The 22,516-nt window shown below is 52.9% G+C and carries 19 protein-coding genes and 2 pseudogenes; 7 read left to right on the forward strand and 14 right to left on the reverse strand.

Annotated elements, in window-relative coordinates:
- Window positions 1-342: 342 nt before the first annotated feature.
- Window positions 343-1,998 carry an esterase/lipase family protein gene (locus tag NWF35_RS12190; protein ID WP_301239418.1) on the reverse strand — a complete coding sequence of 552 codons (1,656 nt, stop codon included), beginning with the start codon at window positions 1,996-1,998 and terminating at the stop codon, window positions 343-345.
- Between the two features lie 72 nt (window positions 1,999-2,070).
- Window positions 2,071-2,994 (reverse strand): RluA family pseudouridine synthase, encoded by a 924-nt coding sequence (locus NWF35_RS12195; protein ID WP_301239419.1) that lies wholly within the window; start codon window positions 2,992-2,994, stop codon window positions 2,071-2,073.
- A gap of 189 nt (window positions 2,995-3,183) precedes the next feature.
- Between NWF35_RS12195 and NWF35_RS12200 the strand changes: the two genes are divergently transcribed.
- Together NWF35_RS12200 and NWF35_RS12205 are read left to right on the forward strand one after the other, a co-directional pair.
- The gene (locus tag NWF35_RS12200) at window positions 3,184-3,336 is read left to right on the forward strand and encodes a hypothetical protein (protein WP_301239421.1); all 153 of its coding nucleotides are present in this window, start codon (window positions 3,184-3,186) and stop codon (window positions 3,334-3,336) included.
- A gap of 146 nt (window positions 3,337-3,482) precedes the next feature.
- Window positions 3,483-3,647 carry a hypothetical protein gene (locus NWF35_RS12205; protein ID WP_301239423.1) on the forward strand — a complete coding sequence of 55 codons (165 nt, stop codon included), beginning with the start codon at window positions 3,483-3,485 and terminating at the stop codon, window positions 3,645-3,647.
- A 257-nt stretch (window positions 3,648-3,904) separates the two neighbouring features.
- Here NWF35_RS12205 and NWF35_RS12210 read toward each other — a convergent pair whose 3' ends face one another.
- The 5 genes from NWF35_RS12210 to NWF35_RS12230 all read right to left on the reverse strand — a co-directional run bounded on the left by NWF35_RS12210 (window position 3,905) and on the right by NWF35_RS12230 (window position 8,894).
- Complete coding sequence (locus NWF35_RS12210; RefSeq protein ID WP_301239425.1) at window positions 3,905-4,375, reverse strand: hypothetical protein; 471 nt, start codon at window positions 4,373-4,375, stop codon at window positions 3,905-3,907.
- Window positions 4,376-4,565: 190 nt separating this feature from the next.
- Window positions 4,566-5,186 (reverse strand): class D sortase, LPxTATN-specific, encoded by a 621-nt coding sequence (gene srtD / locus NWF35_RS12215; protein WP_301239426.1) that lies wholly within the window; start codon window positions 5,184-5,186, stop codon window positions 4,566-4,568.
- A 1-nt stretch (window position 5,187) separates the two neighbouring features.
- Window positions 5,188-6,411, reverse strand: coding sequence for a hypothetical protein (locus NWF35_RS12220; RefSeq protein ID WP_301239428.1), 1,224 nt, complete (start codon window positions 6,409-6,411; stop codon window positions 5,188-5,190).
- A 535-nt stretch (window positions 6,412-6,946) separates the two neighbouring features.
- The gene (locus tag NWF35_RS12225; RefSeq protein ID WP_301239429.1) at window positions 6,947-8,653 is read right to left on the reverse strand and encodes a transglutaminase domain-containing protein; all 1,707 of its coding nucleotides are present in this window, start codon (window positions 8,651-8,653) and stop codon (window positions 6,947-6,949) included.
- A 28-nt stretch (window positions 8,654-8,681) separates the two neighbouring features.
- A complete protein-coding gene (locus NWF35_RS12230) occupies window positions 8,682-8,894 on the reverse strand; it encodes a hypothetical protein (protein WP_301239430.1) in 213 nt (70 codons plus the stop codon).
- Between the two features lie 138 nt (window positions 8,895-9,032).
- On the opposite strand from NWF35_RS12230, the gene NWF35_RS12235 reads away from it, so the two are divergent.
- Window positions 9,033-10,388 (forward strand): tetratricopeptide repeat protein, encoded by a 1,356-nt coding sequence (locus NWF35_RS12235; protein WP_301239432.1) that lies wholly within the window; start codon window positions 9,033-9,035, stop codon window positions 10,386-10,388.
- A gap of 360 nt (window positions 10,389-10,748) precedes the next feature.
- On the opposite strand, the gene ligA is transcribed toward NWF35_RS12235, so the two are convergent.
- The 5 genes from ligA to NWF35_RS12260 all read right to left on the reverse strand — a co-directional run bounded on the left by ligA (window position 10,749) and on the right by NWF35_RS12260 (window position 17,388).
- Window positions 10,749-12,770, reverse strand: coding sequence for an NAD-dependent DNA ligase LigA (ligA, locus tag NWF35_RS12240; RefSeq protein ID WP_301239434.1), 2,022 nt, complete (start codon window positions 12,768-12,770; stop codon window positions 10,749-10,751).
- Between the two features lie 156 nt (window positions 12,771-12,926).
- On the reverse strand, window positions 12,927-15,116 hold the full coding sequence (gene pcrA, locus NWF35_RS12245) for a DNA helicase PcrA (protein ID WP_301239435.1): 2,190 nt from the start codon (window positions 15,114-15,116) through the stop codon (window positions 12,927-12,929).
- 18 nt (window positions 15,117-15,134) lie between these two features.
- Complete coding sequence (pcrB, locus tag NWF35_RS12250; protein WP_301239437.1) at window positions 15,135-15,884, reverse strand: heptaprenylglyceryl phosphate synthase; 750 nt, start codon at window positions 15,882-15,884, stop codon at window positions 15,135-15,137.
- 133 nt (window positions 15,885-16,017) lie between these two features.
- A complete protein-coding gene (locus NWF35_RS12255) occupies window positions 16,018-16,323 on the reverse strand; it encodes a YerC/YecD family TrpR-related protein (RefSeq protein ID WP_205492387.1) in 306 nt (101 codons plus the stop codon).
- Window positions 16,324-16,401: 78 nt separating this feature from the next.
- Complete coding sequence (locus tag NWF35_RS12260) at window positions 16,402-17,388, reverse strand: DUF3048 domain-containing protein (RefSeq protein WP_301239439.1); 987 nt, start codon at window positions 17,386-17,388, stop codon at window positions 16,402-16,404.
- Window positions 17,389-17,877: 489 nt separating this feature from the next.
- Here NWF35_RS12260 and NWF35_RS12265 point away from each other — a divergent pair, with 489 nt between their 5' ends.
- From NWF35_RS12265 to NWF35_RS12280, 4 genes and pseudogenes are all read left to right on the forward strand, one after another.
- The gene (locus NWF35_RS12265) at window positions 17,878-18,147 is read left to right on the forward strand and encodes a hypothetical protein (protein WP_301239440.1); all 270 of its coding nucleotides are present in this window, start codon (window positions 17,878-17,880) and stop codon (window positions 18,145-18,147) included.
- A gap of 166 nt (window positions 18,148-18,313) precedes the next feature.
- Entirely contained in the window at window positions 18,314-19,603 is a 1,290-nt protein-coding gene (locus NWF35_RS12270) for a UDP-glucose dehydrogenase family protein (RefSeq protein WP_301239442.1), read from the forward strand.
- Between the two features lie 179 nt (window positions 19,604-19,782).
- Window positions 19,783-20,039 (forward strand): annotated as a pseudogene (locus NWF35_RS12275) (transposase).
- A gap of 4 nt (window positions 20,040-20,043) precedes the next feature.
- A pseudogene (locus tag NWF35_RS12280) lies at window positions 20,044-20,220 on the forward strand (RNA-guided endonuclease TnpB family protein); the annotation flags it as partial.
- 216 nt (window positions 20,221-20,436) lie between these two features.
- Here the strand turns inward: NWF35_RS12280 and NWF35_RS12285 are convergent.
- On the reverse strand, window positions 20,437-22,026 hold the full coding sequence (locus NWF35_RS12285; protein ID WP_301239444.1) for an MDR family MFS transporter: 1,590 nt from the start codon (window positions 22,024-22,026) through the stop codon (window positions 20,437-20,439).
- Window positions 22,010-22,513 carry a MarR family winged helix-turn-helix transcriptional regulator gene (locus tag NWF35_RS12290; protein WP_301239445.1) on the reverse strand — a complete coding sequence of 168 codons (504 nt, stop codon included), beginning with the start codon at window positions 22,511-22,513 and terminating at the stop codon, window positions 22,010-22,012. Before NWF35_RS12290 ends, NWF35_RS12285 begins: the two co-directional genes overlap by 17 nt.
- Between the last annotated feature and the right edge of the window lie 3 nt (window positions 22,514-22,516).

The following is a 22,516-nucleotide window of genomic DNA, read 5'->3' on the forward strand; positions in this document are numbered from 1 at the left end:
GCTAGTTCCTTTTTACTTACTCTCATGGTTTTACCCAGTGGGAGTGATTGGTTCGCCACTGGAACCTCATACCATGACGTACACAGGAAGAAACCCACTACCAGTGGGATGAGCACCGCTTGTACGTTCGATTATACAGCAAATTGGTTGCCCTTACCATCCCCAAAAGGGGATGCCAAGCAACGCCGCCTTCCATCCCACTATTGAAACCGTGGGCTTTCAGGAGACTTTTTCTGTAATAAACAGATCAGAATTTCCCGTCGAGCGACTCTAGCTGTCGATACGGAGTGGAGACGGGAAACCGAAGACCGCTGGATTTCCACTCCCGCACCCCTTCTCAACTCACCGTTTCATCGAGGACGCTTGCCCCGGAACGTACAGCGATTCAATCCAGGTCCGGGCAAATGGGTGGCCATCCGGGGTCCAACCGCTTACATCGACGGTGACATTATACACACCTGTTTGGGTGAAGACAGGCAGTGTACCGACAAATCCACCCGCCTGACGAGAAGGAACGAGGCGCATCTCCATTCTTTGCTGATTCATGGCTGTTGCCGTTTGGGCCGAAGGCGGCACGACACGGACGCGGACGTTCCAACGATCCCAACGAGCCGAAGACGCGGAGGGCATCACTTTGACCGTATACGCTACGGTCTTGCCCTTGACCGGGTGGATCTGATATTGCAGGCCAGACGAAGTAGTGTAGGTGACCGTCATCAGGTACGCATCATCCACGCTGTTTTGAATGCGTACTTTCCAGTTGCCGGCTGCCGGTTGCGCGATTCGGAAAGCGTTTATATTTGCATTCCGAAAAATCCCCTGATCCACACCGGTGAAGTATTGCGGACTTTGGCTGTTGTAGATCTGGCCAGTCGGGGACTCCAGCGTCACCTGTGCTCCGCCATGTCCAGTCATCACATTGAACACCACTTCGGCATTGCCGGATTCGACCGGTACCGTCTCCGTCACGGTTTGCCCTGCCGGGAGCGATTGCCCGCGCACCACCTGTTGGGGGGGAGCCGCTGCTTGCACGCGATTCTTGGTTGCGGACGCATGAGACGCTGGTTCCACCGTCATCGCCGTTTTGCCCGTTCGCAACAACGGTTCAATCCGGTTGAATGAAGCGGTACCGGTGCGGATAAAATCATGGTCGAAATTTTCCGTAAAAATGTGCGTCGCGTAGGGCAATTGGGTACTCCATACGTTAACCAGCCCATCATTGCTGCCATGCACTGACAGATAGGCTCCGCCTGTCCACAATGCGGAGGGGAATGGTCCCCAATTGGTACCCGCAGCGGTGTAGAACGGATTGTTGCTTACCTCGGCTCGTCCGTCCGTATCTGAGCGGAACTGGTCCATGTAACCCGTCTGGAGGACGTATACCCCATCACTTTTGACCCCCAGTAAATCAGCCAACCATCCCGCATACCAACTGTAAGCCAGGTCGGCCAGATGCGATCCGTGATGCGGGGACGCCAACGTGATCACCTTGCCCACATAGGGAGAGGCGCCGTAATACACCAACGCGGTCTGCGTGTCGATCCCGCCTTTGCTGTGCGCCACCACATTGACCGGTTGCCCGAAGTATTGTGAAATCTGGCGCAACAGTCCGGCCAGCAACTGACCGTTGTCCCACATGCTGGCACCGCCGTTGCCCGAAGCATCCCACAACTGGAGGAACGCCGTCCGGTATCCTGCATAGTACGCGTCTTCATACATATCATTGTGACCGTGATACACCGTGTCTTCCCACCAGCTTTCGGCCGTGCCGTTCAACCCCTGGACAAACACGATTGGCGGCTTGCTGGGATCAGCATTGGGCGGTGTCGCTCCCAAATACCATGTTCCCGGCGGATCAGTGGTAGTGGATACAACGCCCCCCTCCTGTCCCATCTTGACGGGAGGCGGAACGCTCGCCTTCCCGACTGCCGGTGCGCCGGGAACCAAGAGGATGCACATCAACAAGGCGGCGAAGACGAACCATTTCCTGTGTCTCACTGGGTATCGCTCCTTTCCGTGAATTGATTGTGCCTTTCTTTGGAAAGGAGCCAAATTCCTGCTACCTGTTTTTCACTTGTTTTCCGCCTGTTTCACCCGGTCCAACAGTTGTTTCATATCCGCAGGCAAGGGGGATTCCCAGGTGCGCGGAGATTTGTCACGCGGATGGATGAGCGTCAATCGTGCCGCGTGCAGGGCTTGCCGCTCCATTCCCCAGATGGCCGCATCTTCCTCATTTCCGTATAAGGTGTCGCCAATGATCGGATGACCGAGATGCGCCAAATGGACGCGGATTTGATGGGTTCGCCCCGTTTCAAGCGAAAGGCGTACCAGCGACGCCTTGGAAAAATCTTCTTCCACCCGGTAGTGAGTGACTGCCTCCGCTCCGTCCGGGGTCACGATCCGGCGGCTAGTGTGGGCGGGGTCCCGACCGATCGGGACGTCGATCGTACCGGATGCCGGCGACACACGCCCGTGCACGATGGCCAAATATTCGCGTTCATACCGCTTATCCGCCATCTGCCCGGATAAAAAAGCATGGGCGTGTGCATGCTTGGCAAACACGATCAGGCCGGACGTATCTTTATCCAGCCTCGTCACCGGCCGCACCTGGTGAGCTTCTCCCCTCTCCCGCCAATGATGTACCAAACCATTGGCCAATGTCCAATCTCGGTAATCTTTGGTCGGATGCACAACAACACCGGGTTGTTTGTCCAACACCAACAGATCTTCGTCTTCATATACGATGTGCAGGGGAACGGGCTGAGGAGGAATGTGGGCTGGCACTTCGTCCGTCAGGGTCACAGTGATCACATCCCCTGTTTTCACACGGGAGGTCAGATAAGCGAATGAACCGTTGACCCGAACACCATCGGTCATCTTCAATCGGCGGAACTGACGGCGGGAAAACCGGAACCGGTTGCGTAGGACCTGACGGACCATCTTGCCGTCCTCTGTTTCGTCAACGCGATGCGTCATGACAGTGTAAGTTTCCATGTTTTCACCCCACTTACCAAACACAAAAACAAAAAAGATCGCGATACGGACGTATACTCCTGTATCAATCCATTATAGTCGTTTACATCGAAAAAGAAGAAATCGAAACCCGTTTCCCCATACATCCGCCTCATAATCCTCCGACCAATTCCCCATAATATGGGTATCACCATTAAGGAGGCCACAAAGATGGACACCAAAAAGAATGATCCCCGCTTCACAGAGATGGAAGACGCGCAAGAAACGGATGCGTCGCAGTTTATTCAAATGGCTTATGAACAAAACAACGAGGCGGCCGACGTCGCCGCGATGAACAAAGAAGCCGAAGAACTGGGCGATTAACGCATATGGAGCTGAAACAACGGTAAAACCAGTTGGGGAGGCGGAGATCAACCTGACCGCAACCGGGTGAATCGGTCCCGGTGGCGAAACGGATAGTGAAAAATCGCCTCTCCATCATGATTGACGTAAAAAGGAGCAAACACCTCATGGAACCGTTCCGCCAAGACCCTGTATCCGTCGACCGCCGCCTGTTGCCCGACGGGCGCGTACAGGTGGAATTCTCCGGCGAGCTCGCTACTTTCGACACGCCGGAACAAGCAGACCGGGCAATTTACGAATATTTGGCCAAACTTTACCCGGATGGAGAATGACGTCGTTTCACTTACCCCGAGGTTGGACACTTCGGGGCTGTTTTTTTGTCACCTGGTCATCGAATTCAGAGGATCTTTCCTTACAATGGTTCGTTGAATCCAGTATTCACTATCATATAGCCATCCAGCATACGTTGGTTATCTTGTTTTCAGTTGAAAAAAGAAAAAGGTTCCACCTGAAAGCTGCATGAAGCTCCCTTGTATGAGCTTGCAACATACCGTCTCCGGATTGGAACCTTTCAGCGGATAGAACCTATCTATCCGCCCATCTTTGTTTTATCAATCCCGATCAATTCTGTCCGCACCCACACGCCGTAAAAAACGGCAGCAAAGAAAAACGCCACAGTGCCTATGGCGGCGAACACCACGTACCCATTGGACATGTCCCCACGGTCGTGCACATTTCCCCAAATCCAAGCCGCAAGACAAACCAACGCCGGAAAAATGAACGCCCAACCACCCATCCAGGCCGCTTTCACCTGGTTTCGCCGATCTTTCGGATACATATCATGTAACACACGTCGGACGTACCACCAGATATACCACCTGCCCGCGATGAAATACACAATCAGCAAGGCCCCCCACATAATCAATGAACCGATACCTGAATCGATAATCCTCAACCGCCCAACCACGAATATCATCAACATCAAATAGACAAAAAAGAACACGGCGCACCCTGTAACGAACAGAAGATGGGGCAACCACAACCGTACTAGCTGTCTCATTGAATCCCCCCAACTCACGATCGGCCCGCAATGAAAATAGGCAGGTTGAAAAACACCTGCCGGCTGCCAGCTGACGATAAAACTCAAATCAAAGAGAAAACCGCTTGCCAGACGTGCGGCTCTTGCCGAAGGCAAAATGGGAACGACCTTTCGTGGGACTCAACAGTCCTTTACTCATGACCCTGCGATTCTATCTTACCATCTTCTTTTTCAAATCAATCCCGATCAATTCCGCCCGCACGATATACCGGTCGGGTGCACTGCCCACATAGTCAAACGGATAGCATGTGGTCAGCGTCAGGATCGGCTTGGGGAGAGGAACGACCACCGTACGGTCATTCGCGTCAGTCACCCACATGGTACGCACCTGATAAACGAACATCCCGTCAGCCGTTTGGACGTACAGTTTGTCCCCTTTTCGCACTTCTCCCATCCGGCGGAAGACCGTATCCCGGTGCCCGGACAGAACCACGTGCCCCGTTTCCCCCGGCATCACGGTACCGTAACCGACATAGTGGCCCACCCCTTTGGCCAGATCATCTGGACTTGTTCCTTCCACGATCGGCAAAATGGCCCCAATCCGGGGGATGATCAGTTTTCCGATCATCTCTCCCGAACGGGGCTGTTGGTGCGAAGTGATTCCTTGCGACAATGCAGGCCGGGGTGAGGTATCCAGTCCATCCTTCGCGATCGACATTGCCAGCTCCGGATCATACACCGCGATATGGAGTTGATCCCACCATTGAAAGCCGTTATACAACAGGGTCAGGCTTCCGATGATGATGAGCAGAATGGCGATCGCGCGCGTCATGTTATCCCCTCACCGTACGGAATTTGAGCAGGGCCAGACCGATCAGGAGCATCAGGCCGCCAAACAGCGTACCCATCGGGTAATCGGTGGCCGTCACCGGCAATTTGCCGCCTTTTTTGGCTTCGTTTATCATTTCTTTGCCTTTTTTCACGGGCATGATCGGCGGTTTTTTCTCATTTTTTCCATCCCCGTCTTTGGGCGGAAGCACCACCGTTTTACCGCCGTCCTTCACCTCGATACTGATCGTGTTGCCCGTTCCCATCGGCACACCGTCTACCTCACCGGCAAACATCGCGACGACATCATAGGTGCCCGGCTCCAGTTTGTCGATGGTATAGGTGAAAGACGTTCCTTTGTAATCCGGTTCGGACATGGTTTCCGTGATGGCTTCTTCGTCTTCCAGATGACCCACACCAATGTACCAGATGCCTTGGGCTTCTTTGGCATAGGTCAACTCGGCCTTAATCACGTGTTTGCCGTTTTCCGTCGTATAGGTGATTTTCATTCCCGGAATGGCGAAGTCATGGTCTTTTTCCAGCGTAACCTCTTTCCCGTCCACCGTTCCGGTGAACTTCACGTGCAGGGTATATTCACCCTCTTGATACAAATCTTCGAACACGGCCGTGCCGTTTTCGGAAGTTACGGGATCTAACCCGTCAATGGTGAATTCCCATTTCCCTTTGACGTCTTTGGCATTTTCAATCTCGGCTTTGAACAGGATGGCCCCTTCGTCATTCAGATCTTGGTGGATTTTGATGTCGTAGTTGCCGGGAACGTCCCCGGGTTGTTCATCGCCGTTTCCTTTTTGATCTTCATTCGTTCCATTTTGTTCGTCTTTGCCCTTGTCATTGTCATTGCCCGGTTTGGACTCATCCAGGTTCACCGATACGTTGCCGGACAACTCCTTATCTTCCGTTCCGTTGTCCACTTTTCCTTTAAAAGTAACCGTCAGTTCCAACACGCCACCTTGTTTCGTCAAGGAAGCCGGAAGCTCGAAGGTGACGGAAGGGCTTTTGGATTCTTTTTTGGTTTCGATATCTGTTTGCCCTTTCAGCGTCCATTCACCATCCGCTTGGGTCGCGCCCGGGATGGTCGCCGTAATCAGGTGTTTGCCGTCCTTAACTTCATGTTTGACATCCAACGCATCAGAACCAGAGTTGGCCCAGGCGGTGGGGATCACCGCAAACACCAACAGGAGGGCCATGAGGGCGGATACCAGTCTCAAGATTCCCAATCCTCCTAAAAGAAAAATAGGAATTACGAGAAAATGATAGCATAGGAGATTTTATTAAGGCAATATTTGTTTTTATTTGAAAAACCTATGTTTGTATACAAAATCGATAAACACGATAAATCGCCACCAATTAATTTTTTTGAAAGAAATTTCCATCTTCTTAGCCTAGCACACTGGTTACAGATGTGCCGCCCATCCGGGCACGTGCTAACCGGGGGATGGGCTGATGACACAGCCCTAGCTTGAGGGTTGCCCGAAACAAAAATGGACTGAGGGTGTTAACCACTCAAGAATCCCACGGCCTTAGCCGTGTAGAGTGTCAAAAACACAATGAAACCCATGAGACACCCTGCTAAGTGTCCCGATGGGCTTCGTTTCGGGAGGAATCTGCTCATTGGATTGGCTCTCCCATCTTTATCTATCCTTCATTTTTGGCCTCCTGCTGCGATGCCATTTTAAGATTCTTTAAAGGGTGACCTTTATGTCATGGAGGAAAGTGGTCACCCTGAGAGATGCAAAATACTTCTCAATACATCACGCCAGTACGCCGGTGTGTTCGGGCGAAGAAAGCCGGGTCCGGATCGAAGTAACGGGGATCGTATTTGGCCACGAAATGACCGTCCGGTGTCAAATACCCTGATCCCCAAGTAGGGTCCATCGTTAACCACCGACCGTCGATGCGTGCTTCCACCCACGCGTGCCGGTTGCCTTGGGACATACCTTCCACGAACCGCGCTTCGATCCCGATTGACCGCAACAAGGCGATGGTGAGAAAGGTATAGTCCTGACAGACCCCTTTTTTCTCGCGCAATGTCTTTAACGCGCTGTCATCCAGCTCGAATGCGTCTGTCCGAAATTTGTCCACATCATAACGCACATGAGTGGCGACGTATCGGTATATGGCTTTGGCTTTGGCTCGATCATCCGATTGGCCAGCAACGATCTGGCGGGCTAACGCTTTAATTTGCGGCGCATCTGACTGAATACCCCTGGACGGCAAAAGATAGCGTAGATCATTCGGTCCCGTGGCGTTCACCTCGAACTGGGCGACACGGAAAAAACGGAAATAGTCACGATGTTGGTGACTGATTTCCGGAACATTGACCGACACCTCATACCGTCCCGGGCCGAACCGGAGCCAAAAAACCCCGTCAAACCGATAATTTTTGACCGGGATAAAGTAAGTGGCTTCCTCACCGTCTTTTACCGTTTGAATGATCAATTCCCTCGTCTCACCGGCGTAAGGCGCGTCCGGGTCGATCCGACCGGCGATCCGATAATTGTATTTTCCGGTACCTCCACTTGTTTGCGGAACCGTGATCTGGATTCCCCGTTTTTCGTAATCAGCAAAATACCGGATCGGCGCTTTTCTCGATTGATCAGTATTATCCACCAAAACCTCCGCGCCTTCCTGGTAGTATCGCTGGCGCTTGGCATCCGGCACCAACACCCGTAACTGATGGATCCCCTTGCCGTAATAGAGGGGGATGTCAGCGGCAAATGCACCGTTTTTCACCGAAACCAACCGGTCCCAGGATTGTGAGCCTTTCACCAGTTGGATCATCACATCGTCGCGCCCATAAGTTTGACGGATCATGCCAGTCACATGAATTCGGCCGTTCGCCCGGACCAACCCCTGCGACGGCTGCGTGAGAGAAAGCCCCGTCTCCCACGCATACGGCGAATAGGCAATGTCCCGTTTTACCCGGGGATTGACGTTGACGACGGTAAATTGCGTCAGCTCGTAGAAAGTATCAGCTTTCTCACGGCTCGGCAAGCGAACCATCACCTGATACTCACCTTTACCGGCAAACAATCGGATGTTTTGCGCAAACCTCCCTTTTTTTATGGGGATATAGATATCAAATTCGTTCTCCGGACCTGACGACTGATCCCCCATTTTCCGGAGACTCACCCATACAAATGGCGATCGCAATCCGCGATCATTCTTCACCGTGCCGGAAAGGGAAAACGTTTCATTTACCGCAAACCTCTGATAACGTGGGGAAGAAAGCGATGCCCCCACTTCCCGCGCGTAGGTGGAGTACTGGAGCGGTTCCTTGATCCATTGTGAGTTGAATTGCTGCACCATCTCCGCCAAGGGATCGGTGGAACTGTCCTGATTAAGAAACGGCAGATCGCAAGCGGAAACCATCGCCGACATCAACAACAGCAAAACGGCGATACCGGTTTGTTTCACTCGTTCCACGCAGTCACCCCGTTTCCGATCCATTTTGCCTCCATTATCTCACGAAACCGGATCAAATCGCAGCAACACATTGATGAAAACAAAAAAATGGGACCGCACGATGCGACCCCGCATTCATATAGACCAAGACCAGACCGAGTGAACGAGCGCCTTCGGTCAATAATAGTGTACACCAGATTTCCGATGCTGTGTTTTTAAAACTTCGACAATATTCGACAAAAACTCCCCGCCATTTTTTCATTTTTTGCTGCTGTTTTTTGATCATGTTTTAAAACCCCCAAAAATTGCATTTTTCAAACCTGTATTTGTTTCTTGACACCAATCGCGTTCCATGTAAGATTGATATGCAAAGGAATCTGTTCAAAACATGATATGTTGCCTCAAAATTAAAGGCAGGTGAACCGTGATCGAGCTCGGTCACAACATCCGGCGCCGGCGAAAGGAACTGGGTTTGACGCAATCGCAATTGGCTAATGGAATTATTTCCACTCCTTATCTCAGCTTGATCGAAAACGGCAAAGCGTTGCCTCGTCCAGACATACTGCTCCCACTAGCCGAGCGGCTTCAGACCAGTGTGGAGAGTTTAATGGGGGTTACCGACGAAAACACAATGGAGCAAGTGCAGTCCCTGATCGAAAAAGCGCGGTCTGCACTTGTCTATGAAGCCAACGGCTACGAGCAGGCTCATCAGTATGTCGACACGCTTCGCAAGCTGGTGGAGTCCGTCTCCGACCCCCATATCCTGATGAAAGTGGATCTTTTGGAAATCAACTTGTATGAGCACAAATTCGATATTGACCGGTATACACAATTGATGAAATCCTTCGAAGAAAAATGGGAAAATTTCCGAAACAATCCTGACATTCTTGTCCAATATTTACGGATCAAAGGGAACATGGAATTTCACATGGCCCGCTACGAAAAGGCCATGTGGTACTACAAGGCGGCGGAGAAACGATTGGCCGATGTAACGGACGAAATTGAGAAAGGTTACATATACGGCAACCTGGGAAAAACATACTTGTTGCTGGCCAATCCCTCCCTCGGGATCCTGTACGCGGAAAAAGCAATGCAGATCATGTCGGCACACGATCGCTGGCTGGAAATGTGTCATCTGCTGCAACTGATCGGATCATGCTACTGTTACAACGGCGAATATGAGGAGGCGTTACAATACTTTGAACGTATCCTGCGCATGTGTGATCAGTTTCTTGTTTCCTCTCTTCTCATCTCGCGGGCCTATCATGAAATCGGCATCTGCCACATGAAATTGGGCAATACCGAAAAAGCCATCGATTTTCTGAATCAATCGCTGGATGTAGTGGAGCCCGGCGAATTGCCCGACTGGGAAATCGGAGTGGTCCACCAATCCCTGTGCCAGACGTACTTGAAACGCGGAGACCTCATCCAGGCCAAGAAACATATCCTCACGGCTCTGGAACTGCTTCAAGGCAGAAAAAACTTTTTGGCGGAATGTTACATCTACCTCGGGAAAATCGCCTACGCCGAAAACAATCCGGAAACATTCGTCACCTACTATATGCGTGCCATCGAGATTTTCGAGGAACTCGACATCGCGGAGAAAATCGCACGTGCATCTCATACGCTGGGAAGATACTTCCTGGAAGAAGGTGAGCATCAACGGGGTGCCCAATTGTTGCTCAAAGCATCCCGACACTACAGTCAATTGATCCCGACCGTGGATTTTGATGTCGATTTGCCCACCCCAACGAAAGCGGCACAACAAAAAAGCGGGTAACCCTTGTAGGAGGATTACCCATTGGTTGTTGACAGAGTGGTGGATGAGGTGTCTGTGGTCATCCATCAAGCAGCACTGTTTCCCAGGCGAGCGACTTTACCAAGCCCGACCGAGCGGAGAACCGGAAAGGCGCAGGAATTCTATCGCGGGCAATTTCCTCTTGAGCAAAGCGTATTTTGCCCGCGTCCCCCGCCCCCGGTTCGCAGCGGACAAGACTAGCTTCCTTGCAGGGCGCAGGTGGAGAGAGCCGGGAAATATGCACTTGATATAGATCAGAATTCGGAACTCTTGGACTTTGCATCAACTTGGCGGGTAACCCTTGTTGGAGGTTGCCCGCCGTTTTTGTAAGGATAACCAAACTCATCCAGCCGATTCTCCCAACATCGCCAGAAATGCTTCTTCGTCCAGGATCTTCACACCCAGCTCCTGTGCTTTGGTCAGTTTGGAACCCGCTTTCTCCCCGGCGATGAGGAAATCGGTTTTTTTGCTGACGCTGCCGGACACTTTGCCGCCGAGCGCCTCGATTTTACCCGCCGCTTCTTGACGCGTCATGCTGTGTAATGTGCCTGTCAGCACGACCGTTTTGCCGGCAAAAGGACTGTCATGCTCCGTTTGCTTCCCTGATACCGGACCCAAGTAGGCGAAATTGACCCCCGCTTGACGCAACCGCTCGATCGTTTCCTTCACTTCCGGCTTCGCAAAATACGTGACGATGGAGTCGGCCATTTTCGGCCCGATTTCCTCAATCGATTCCAACTCTTCCCGTGTGGCTGTCATCAGTTTGTCCAGATGTCCGAAATGCTGCGCCAAAATGCGCGCCCCTTTGGCACCGACGAAACGGATGCCCAGGCCGAAAATCAACCGTTCCACGGAGTTCGACTTGCTCTGTTCGATGGCGGCCAACAGGTTGTCCACCGATTTTTCCCCCATGCGCTCCAGGGGCAATAACTCCTCTTTCTTCAAGTAATACAAATCAGCCACGCTACGCACCAATCCCGCTTCAAACAGTTGGGTGACCACTTTTTCCCCCAACCCTTCGATATTCATCGCACCCCGGGAAACAAAGTGGATGATGCCTTCCCGCGTTTGGGCTGGACATTGAGGATTGATGCAGCGAAGAGCCACCTCGCCTTCCAGCCGAACCAGCCGGCTGCCGCATTCCGGGCAGTCGGTCGGCATTTGATAGGGCCGTTCCTCACCCGTTCGCCGTTCTTTGAGCACACCGACGACCTCAGGGATGATGTCACCCGCTTTTTTCACGATGACGTGATCACCGATCAACAATCCCTTTTCGCGGATGATGTCCTCATTATGCAAGGAGGCCCGTTGAACCGTCGTGCCGGCCAGGGTGACCGGCTCCAGAATCGCCGTCGGGGTGACCGCCCCGGTCCGCCCCACGCGCACCTCGATCCCACGCAGGATCGTCACCGCTTCCTCTGCCGGAAACTTGTAGGCGATCGCCCACCGCGGACTTTTGGCCGTCATCCCCAAGCGTTCGCGCAATGCGAGATCGTCCACTTTGATCACGATACCATCGATTTCGTAGTCCAGGTCTGGCCGTTTCTCCCGCCATTCTTCGACGAACGCCATCACTTCCTCGATGCTGTCCACCGTGCGGCGCTGCGGGTTCACCTTGAGACCCAATCGGCTCAACCATTCCAGGGTCTCCGTATGGGTCGACGGCAACAATGCCTCATCCACGGCACCGACCCCGTATAAAAAGATGTCCAACGCTCGTTCAGCTGCCAGTTTCGGGTCCAGCTGCCGGAGAGATCCAGCCGCAGCGTTGCGCGGGTTGGCAAACAACGGCTCGCCGCGCCGTTCCTTCTCTGCGTTGATGCGGCGGAATTCCCGTTTCGGCATGAACGCTTCACCGCGCACTTCCACCGTCACCGGCTCGCGCAGGCGCAACGGCAGGGAGCGGATCGTTCTCAGGTTTTGCGTAATATCTTCGCCAGTCTGTCCGTCTCCCCGTGTCGCTCCCTGCACAAACACGCCGTTTTCATAACGGAGGGAAACAGCCAGTCCATCGATCTTCAGTTCACAAACATAGCGGACCTGATTCACGCCGCCCATGCGTTTGATCCGCTCGTCAAACTCCCGCAAGTCTTCCTCGTTGAACGCGTTGCCCAGACTGAGCATGGGAACGCGATGCTCCACCTTCTCAAAAAACGGGAGCGGCTCCCCCCCTACCCGCTGGGTCGGCGAATCCGGCGTTTTCAGCTCGGGGTATTGTTCTTCCAACCGGATCAGCTCTTGCATCAGCTGGTCATATTCGGCATCCGAGATGATCGGATCATCCAATACATGATAACGGTAATTGTGCTCTTCGATCTGTTCACGCAACGATTGGGCGCGTCGCGCTGCCTCTTGCCGGTCCATTCGCATCCGCTCCTTTCCCACCCGGATCAAAACCCGTTTTGGCTCCGGGAGACCTCTGTTCCGGCTCGATTCCTGTTGCACTAGAGTTAAGGGTAAAGGTCGCTCGCCGGAAATGGCCATCCTCCACCAAGGCGTGTCAAAACCAGTAGACACGCCCTAGCTTTCCACGCGTGTAATCGGGGCATACCGCGCCAATAGGCGCTTAACGCCGACCGGTGCGGAGAAGGCGATGTTCAGCTCGGTATCGTCGCCTACTCCCTGCACTTTGACTACCGTACCCACGCCCCATTTGCCGTGACGCACCTTGTCCCCCACACGCCAATCGACGTCCGGGTTGGGAGTGGGCCGTCTGACAGGACCATGTCGCAACGTCGGTTTGGTCCCTGCCGTTTCTCTCCCGTCTGCCGGTTGGATCAGATGTTCGGGGATCTCGGTGAGGAAACGGGAAGGCGGATTGGCACTCGTTTGTCCAAACAACATCCGCATCCGTGCCCGGGTCAGATACAACCGTTTCTCCGCCCGCGTGATCCCGACGTATGCCAGACGCCGCTCTTCCTCCATCTCCTCCTCGTCGTCCAACGACCGGATATGCGGAAAAATGCCTTCCTCCATCCCGACAAGGAACACGTGCGGAAATTCCAGCCCCTTGGCGCTGTGCAACGTCATGAGGGTGACACCGCTATCCGCCTCATCCTCCTCTTCCAACGTGTCGATGTCCGAGATCAGGGCCAGGTCGGTCAAAAAGGCAACAAGCGTCTTATCCTCACTACGCTGTTCAAATTCCTGCGCCACCGAAAGAAACTCGTCGATATTCTCCAGACGAGAGGCGGCTTCCAACGTCCCTTCCTTTTTCAACTCCTCCCGATAGCCGGAACGCTTCAACACCTCTTCGGTCAGCTCGACCGCAGAGAGGTACTCCACCATCGCGTGTAGTTCACGGATCAACTGAACGAACGATGAAAGCGGCTTGAGGAAGCGGGCCGACAGTCCGATCGCTTCCGCCTCCAGCAGAGCTTCAAACAGGGAAATGCCGTGATCCGCTGCATGTTGGGCGATCTTGTCCATCGTCGCCTGACCGATGCCCCGTTTGGGCACATTGATCACGCGTTGCAGACTGAGATCGTCATGCGGATTGACCACCAAACGCAGATAAGCCAGAATGTCTTTGATCTCTTTGCGCTCGTAGAACTTGATGCCCCCAACCACCTGGTAGGGAATGTTGGATTTGAGAAAAACCTCCTCCAACACCCGTGATTGCGCATTGGTCCGGTACAACACCGCATAGTCGGAATAGGCGTTGCCTTCCCGGTGTCCCCTGATGATGGTCTCCGCCACAAAATAGGCTTCATCATGCTCATTGTCCGCTTCAAACAACTGAATGCGCTCGCCCCGTTCATTTTCCGTCCACAATTTCTTCGGCTTGCGCGAGCGGTTATGTTCGATCACTCCGTTGGCCGCATCCAAAATGGTCTGCGTCGAACGGTAGTTTTGCTCCAGTTTGATCACCTGTGCCGACGGATAATCCCGCTCGAAATGCAGGATGTTGGATATGTCCGCCCCACGGAAGCGGTAGATCGACTGATCCGAGTCCCCGACAACGCACAGGTTCTGGTGCCGGGCCGCCAGATGTTTCACCAACACGTACTGTGCATGGTTGGTATCCTGGTACTCGTCGATGTGAATGTATTGGAACTTGCGTTGGTAGTAGTCCAGCACTTCCGGTGCTTGTTGGTACAACTGCACGGTGGTCATCAGCAAATCGTCGAAATCAAGCGATTGGTTTTGCCGCAGACGGTGTTGGTACCCCTTATACACCTCCGCCGCCACTTCATCCATGAGTCCATCGACCCGTTCCTTCATCTGGCGGGGAGTAAGCAACTGGTTCTTGGCCTGGCTGATCCGATGCAGAACGCCCCGAGGTTCAAATTTTTTGGGGTCCAGGTTTTGTTCCTTCATCACCTGTTTGATGACGGTGAGCTGATCAGAGGTATCCAGTATGGTGAAATTGCGCGAATATCCGATTCGATCGATGTCCCGCCGCAAAATCCGGACACACATTGCATGAAACGTGGAAATCCAGATTTCCTCGGCTGACGGACCCACCAGGGAGACGATCCGCTCTTTCATCTCCCGCGCCGCTTTATTGGTGAATGTGATAGCCAGGATGTTCCATGGGTGTACTCCCCTGGAAAGCAAATACGCCACGCGCCGGGTCAGCACCCGGGTCTTTCCACTTCCGGCGCCAGCCACGACCAGCACGGGGCCTTCGGTCGTTTCCACCGCCCTCCGTTGTTCCGGATTGAGCCCTTGCAGCAAGGCTTCTGTCGTGTCCGCATGTTGTGCCATAAAAATGGATCGCACCTGTTACGAGGCGCGATGCCCTCCTTTCCCTTTGTCGCTTTTCACGTCGACTTCCACATCCGTTTCCTTCACCCATTTTACCGTTTGGACGGCCGCATCCACGTTGTAATAGACCAAATTTCCCACCACGACGGTATCTGCGATCTTCGCCATCGTGCGGGCACTCTCCTCGGACTGGATCCCGCCGCCGTAAAACAGACGCGTACCCGCCAAGCCCTTCCGCGCCGCACGCACGATATCGGGTTCACCGAACGTACCGCTGTACTCGACATAAAATACAGGCAATCCAAACAGATATTCCGCCATGCGAGCATACGCGGTCACATCATCCTTGTCCAACGGGTAGCGTGATTTCGTCAACCGTGCCACCTTGGACTCAGGGTTGAGCACGACGTAACCCAATACCATGACATCTTCCCACGGGATCATGGTACCGTAAATCTTTACCGCCTCATGATGCGCTCCCACGATCCAATGTGTGGAACCCGAATTCAATACGGTAGGAATCAGATAGCCATCAAATCCGGGAACCACCGCCGATTTTTTGGAGATCTCCTGTACGCACTCCACTGGGTAGCGCCGCACGCGTGTCAGCAGTTCCCAAGTATTGTCGAATGTGATGCCGTCCGTACCACCGATGATGATCGCGTCCGTATCCGATTGACATATCCGTTCCAACGCCCGGTCCGACAACACACGGTTGGGATCGAGCTTGAAAACGTGTCGCCAACTTTTTGCTCGCTCTTTCAGCATGGATGCCGGCTCCTTCCCGTCCCCTTACATTCAGCAACATTATACACAACCGGACAGCGGAGAAAAAGAAAACCCCCGGAAGGATTCTGGGGTCCTTTCATGGGGGCATGTTCTGTAAGGCGGTTTCATCCCGTCACTTTTCCTTTTCCTCTTCCTCCAAACGCTCCAACACCAGCTTGTATCCGTCCGTTCCGTAATGAAGACAACGCTTCACACGAGAAATGGTGGCCGTGCTGGCCCCTGTTTCCGATTCGATCTGGCTGTATGTGTACCCTTTGCGGAGCATCCGGGCAACTTCCAGGCGCTGGGCCAAAGACTTGATTTCGCCGACCGTGCAGAGGTCGTCGAAAAACTGGTAGCACTCTTCCACATTACGCAGTGTCAAGACCGCTTTAAACAGCTGCTCCAACTCTTTCTTGCGCAGTTTGTTCAGTTGCATCCGTTCACCCCCTGCGGCAGACGAACACTTTCACGATTTAAAGTAGAAGATTCGACAATCCGTCCCGTTGTTCCTCCCCTATTGAAATGTAACCTTTCCATTTTCGGGGATCACATTCACCCACGTCTTGCCCGGGACCAACGATACGATTTTACCATGAACCGTCGGTACGATGACACCGGAACGATTTTCCCATCGAATGGGGATCGCTTTGCCTTTTTGGAACAGATAACCGTCTCCCGATCCTGAAAGGTCCACTTCCCGATGTCCGGCACTGTCGAAAATGTGATGTTTCGCACGTATGACCAGCACGTTTTGCATGGTGAGCGGCTGACCGCTTTCCCTGTCCACTTGTTTCTCCCCTTGCGTGAAACGGACATATGCCTGCTGCCCGCTGTCGTATGCATATCCACAGCTGTACAGACGATGATACACGATGTGGATCTGTTCGGCCGGCTTTCCGCTGTCGGTGGCCCCGTGCGCCGAAAACGTCAGCGGCAAATGCAGAGGAGCGGTATGGTATCCTTTGGATCGAGCGCCTTGTACCAGCTTGCTCAAATCGGTATATAAATTGTGCGGCGGCTTCCGAAATCCCACCCGCCAAAAATACCGGGAATCCTCGTGAATCCCGTCAAGATGATGGAGTCCTTCCTGTTTGATTGTCTCCATGGCGTTGGTCGCCCCGCCGGCATGAGCGACCACGGCATGAAGACCCTTTGCCAAGTCCAGATAGTACTCCCGCACACTGCGAACCGGACCCACCACCCCGGATGTCTCACTGTGATAAAACGCCGCAAACCGCGTGATCTCCCCTTCAGCCAGGATCTCATACACCCAGTCGGCACGACCCAATCCCGTTTGCGGACGGGCTTGGTGATGATTGTTGATCATCACCATCAAAATCATAGGGTCCCGGTTCTTCGTTGGCAACCCCGTAAGCGGTTCCCGATTTTGCTGCACAGCGGGTTCCTGCCGCGGACCTGGCTCCTTTCCTACATGACCGCACCCGGCCAACCACACCATCAATCCACAGATGACCAATCCAAGAAGCCACTTCCGCATCATGTATCTACCCCTTTTTCAAAATATTTCCTTTCACTCTTTCCACACGAAAATCCCTGTCCCTTTTTTCCGTTATAAAGAGCGTGCAGGAAAAACCAGCCCTTCAGAGTTGGAGTGATCGCGAGCGTCGGGCGAGAGAGGGCTTCACGCCTCTCACAAGTCCGACAAAATTTTGGTAAAACCAAGTCGAGGAGTGAGAAAACACTTAAAAAATACTATGTGAGTGAAAACTCAAGAAACGAAAATCACCCAAGCTTGATCAAAGCCTTCGTGGATGGATGTGGGTTCCACGCCGGATGAAGCGAGAAGACCACGGCGACCAATGGGATTGCCTCTGGTGCTTCAGCCGCTAGAGGGCAAGTCACGAAAAAGTATGTAGACGTTTGCCAATTATGACAGGTGGAAAATAACAAGGGTAAGGATGAAGTAGGAATCCGTTGTGTGGATGACGAATGTTGCTGACGTCAAAGCGAAGAACAAAGGAGGAATGACATGTCCATTCGGGTGGAGACGCGCGGAGTCGAGGAACACCAGCATCCGTTTTACATCATTCGCTACGCCGTTGTCAGGGACGGTGAGGAATACATCGCCAGTGTCGCCCGTTATGTACATAACACTCAAGGGGGAAAAGTGCAGTTTCTGGAACAGGACATGCGAAAAATCCAGCAACTGCCCAACGCCATTGAACACCTGAACGAAGTGGAGCGCGTCGTCAAAGAAGAAGCGGTGCGGTTGATGGAACAGTTGAAAACGGATGACTGATCAATGAAAAAGCGCCTGACCGATCACGGCAGGCGCTTTTTCATTGAATTTTCTATTGTTTGTCCGAGGGGAGCAACAACGGTACAATGATGTCGGCATGGGATGTACGAAATCATAGTTGTCCGGAACTGCAACGGGCCATCAGGGATGGAAAAGGGGAATGACCATGATTGTCACCGTACTCGGCCTGGGATATGTAGGCCTTACCACCGCCGCGGGATTAGCGGAGCTCGGTCACTATGTGGTAGGCGTTGACATCGACAACGATAAAATCGAGATGCTGAATCGAGGCGATGTGCCGATATGGGAACCTGAATTGGCTCCGCTGATTGCGAAAAATCGGCAGGCACAACGGCTGGCTTTCACCACGGACGTGCAAAAGGCCGCTTCACAATCCGATGTCATCCTTGTCGCAGTAGGGACCCCTGCCGGCCCGGACGGAAAACCAGATCTGACCCAACTGGAACGAGCCGTATCGGATCTCACCAGTTGTTTGCCTTCGGACGCACTCCTCATCATCAAAAGCACAGTTCCTGTCGGAACCACTGATCAAATCGCCACTCGTCTCCGCCGGGATGTGGTTCACAATCCGGAGTTTTTGCGCCAAGGGAGTGCAGTGCACGACTTTTTCCACCCGGATCGCATCGTGATCGGATGCGGATCCGAGTGGGCCGCAGAGCGTATCCGGCGGCTGTATCAAGGGATCACCGCACCCATGATCGTAAGTGACCGCCGCAGTGCGGAAATGATCAAATATACGGCCAACGCCTTTTTGGCGATGAAAATCTCCTATATCAACATGATCGCTGATCTGTGCGAGAGCTTGGATGCAAATGTGGAGGATGTGGCCCGCGGGATCGGTGCCGACCATCGCATCGGCCACGCCTTTCTGCAAGCGGGGGCCGGTTACGGTGGTTCCTGTTTCCCCAAGGACACGCATGCACTGTTGTATTTGGGGGCACAAACGGGCTGTTCCCTCCCTTTGGTCGAATCGGCCGATCGGATCAACCAACTGCGTCCTCAGAGGTTGGTGACGAAAGCCGAACATGCGCTGGGTACGCTCCGCGGGAAACACATCTCCCTGCTTGGATTGACATACAAACCACAAACTGACGATGTCAGGTCCGCTCCATCCATCGCCGTCAGCCGACTGCTGTTGGAACAAGGGGCCAACGTGCACGCATACGACCCCCGTGCACGCCGTTTTCCAATTGAACAGGTTGAAATTTGCCCGGATGTGGAAACGGCCGTCCACGACGCGGACGCTGTGATGATACTGACGGAATGGGACGAGTTTCGTCATTTGGATTGGAGACGGCTGTTGCCGATCCTGCGGTGTCCCGTCATCATCGACGGCCGCAATCTGTATCGACTGGAAGAGATGCGCAAGTTGGGAGTAGCGTATCCTCTCCGTTATCTCTCTGTCGGCCGACCGGAAGTGAATACATGGAGATAGGCATATTACAGAAAAAGTCGCCTGAAAGCCCACGGCGCCCATAGGAAGTACCCTTGGGGTATTTCAATTGTGGGATGAAAGTCGGCGTTGCTCGGTGCCCTCTTGAAGAGGGCGCTTAGAGCAACATTTTTTGTTTTTAGTTGTTTCAGTATTAATAAAATACTGATACAACTAATACCATGGGACAAGCATACAGAAGGACGAAAAAGACGGTATCTCTGATTCACTACCACTTTGTTTTCTGCCCACGTTATCGCAGGAAAGTGTGAGAAGCCAAGTGGAAGAGCGATTCAAAAAAGGGGGTGACTTCTAGAAAACTGAGGCAAGAATTCAATCACTTGTCTCACGCAGCTTGTGGACACGCTCATTCTTTGTTAGTACGGCTTCAAGAAAAACGATCCGACGATATGTGGAAGAACAAAAGAAAAGGGGGTGAATGGATGCCCACCATCACACTCAAGCTGGAACTGTATAAACCAACCAAATTCAAACAGGCCATGTATGAACGAATGACCCAGATCAACACGAAGTTTGCAAACTGGCTCTTGCTTCATCCCGACATAAACAAGGCGACCAGCAAGATTTTCAAGGAGTTTTCTGACGAAAAGTTCCCGTCTTTAACCAAACGATGATGACACAGCCCTAGCTTGAGGGTTGCCCGAAACAGAAATGGACTGAGGGCGTTAACCACTCAAGAATCCCACGGCTTTTGCCGTGTGGAGTGTCAAAAATGGAATTATGAGCAGACGGACGCCGCTATCTGCGGGGAGACGGAAAAGTCGTGGAGTTGGCGACGTGCTGAGACAGGAAATCCAGTAATAAAGCGCAAGCGGTTATTCCGCTTGCGCTTGTTCCGGTTTGCGTTCGGAGATTTGAATGCGGCCCATAAAAAGAGTACAAACAGCGCCAAGCAGCACAAAGATCAACCCGAAAAGGAAGACGCTGTGCAATGAATCGACCAACGAAGTCTTCAAAACATCCACGAATGTCGGCGGCAATTTGGTCAGCATCGCCGGATTCAACAGGGAATTATAGAGACCTTGCGCATCGCCATGAATCATAGACGATAGCCGAGAGGCCATCTCACCAGGCAGATGCTGAAGCAGCGGTGCCATTTTTTCGTTCAACGTTTCACTGGATCGGGCGTTCATCACCGCTCCCAGCACTGTCATCCCGAACGTGCCGCCGATCTGCCGGAAAAATTGACTGGATGAAGTGACCACACCACGCTCGGAGCGAGGGAAACTCTCTTGCAACGCCAGCGTCAAGAGCGGCAAGACCAAGCCCATTCCCAATCCCAGTACCACCATATAGATCGATGCGGTGAGAGCGGAAGTATGAATATCCATAGTGGAGAGCAAACCAAAACCGCCAACCATGATCAGCATACCCAACACCATTTGGACCCGCATGCCGATCTTATACACCAACTGTCCGCCCAACACGCTACCCACAATCATGGTGATCATCATCGGAGTCATGACAGTGCCGGAAGAGGATGCACTGACCCCCGTAACGCCTTGCATAAACAGCGGAACAAACATGATGGAGCCGAACATGCCGACACTCATCAAAAAACCGATACTGTTGACGATGGTAAACGTCCGGTTGCGAAAGAGACGAATCGGGAAAATCGGTTCGGTCGCCCGCGATTCCACAAGAGCAAACAGGATCAACGATATTAGTCCCAACGCAAACAATCCGAGTATTTGCCAAGAAGTCCATTCATACTCTTTTCCTCCGAGGGATAGCGCGAGAAGGAGACTGACCACACCCAACACCATTGTTGACATGCCTGCCCAATCCAATCGAACGGATGTGGGAGACCGATGTCCTTTCAGACCGATCGCGATCAGGACCGCTGCCAGTATCCCGATCGGCAGGTTGATGTAGAACACCCATCTCCAGTTAAGCGCATCCACCAACCATCCGCCCAACTGGGGACCGATCACGGAGGAAAGACCGAAAATCGCCCCAAAGACACCTTGCCATTTTGCCCGTTGTTTGCCTTCAAAAAGATCTCCGATGATAATCATCGCCATCGGCATCATCATGCCGCCGCCGATGCCCTGAAAACCCCGAAACAGGATCAATTCGATCATGTTTTGTGCGGCCCCACACAACGCCGAACCGATTACAAAGATGCCCAAACCGGCCACATAGACCACTTTGCGCCCCATCAAATCGGCCAACTTTCCGGTAATGGGAACCACGGTGGTGGCCGTCAGCATATACGCGGTGGTAACCCAAGTCAACAACGAAAGTCCGCCCAGTTCACCCACGATTCGCGGCATGGCCGTACCTACGATCGTTTGATCCAATGCGCCGAATAACATAGCGATGATCAAACCAGCGATCAATACCCCTCGACGGTACGTAGTAGAAGGGGCATCCCATTCCACTTGGTCATGTACAGTTTCCATCCGTATTCCCCCTTTTCTCTTCGTCATTCATGGTTGATAGAAACTGCTGCACATCCAAATCGGCAGCGATACGGGCCAGCTTTTCAAATGCCTGGACGAAAACAGTGAGCTCTTCGCCATCCAATTGTTGTAAACAGTATCCGACCACGCGTTTGCGCAGGTTCCAGATTTTTTGCAGCACGTCCGCACCGGTTTCCGTCAATTGAACGATGACCACGCGGCGATCCTGTTGATCGCGGAACCGTTCAATATAATGGCGGTTTTCCAACCGGTCTAGCATGACAGTGATGGCACTGGGTTTGACCTCCATTTTTTCCGCCAACTTTGATACCGTGCAGTGTTCTTCTGTTTTGATCAAGTGCAATAGAAACACTTGACCAGGTGTCAGATCGAACGGTGCCTGCATCACAATGTTCGCTCCCAAATGTTGTGCAACGGACCGGAGAGCGGCATCAAACCGATCAACCCAGTTGTCCGTTTCTCTCACATT

Source organism: Polycladomyces subterraneus, from assembly GCF_030433435.1.
GTDB classification, from domain to species: domain Bacteria; phylum Bacillota; class Bacilli; order Thermoactinomycetales; family JIR-001; genus Polycladomyces; species Polycladomyces subterraneus.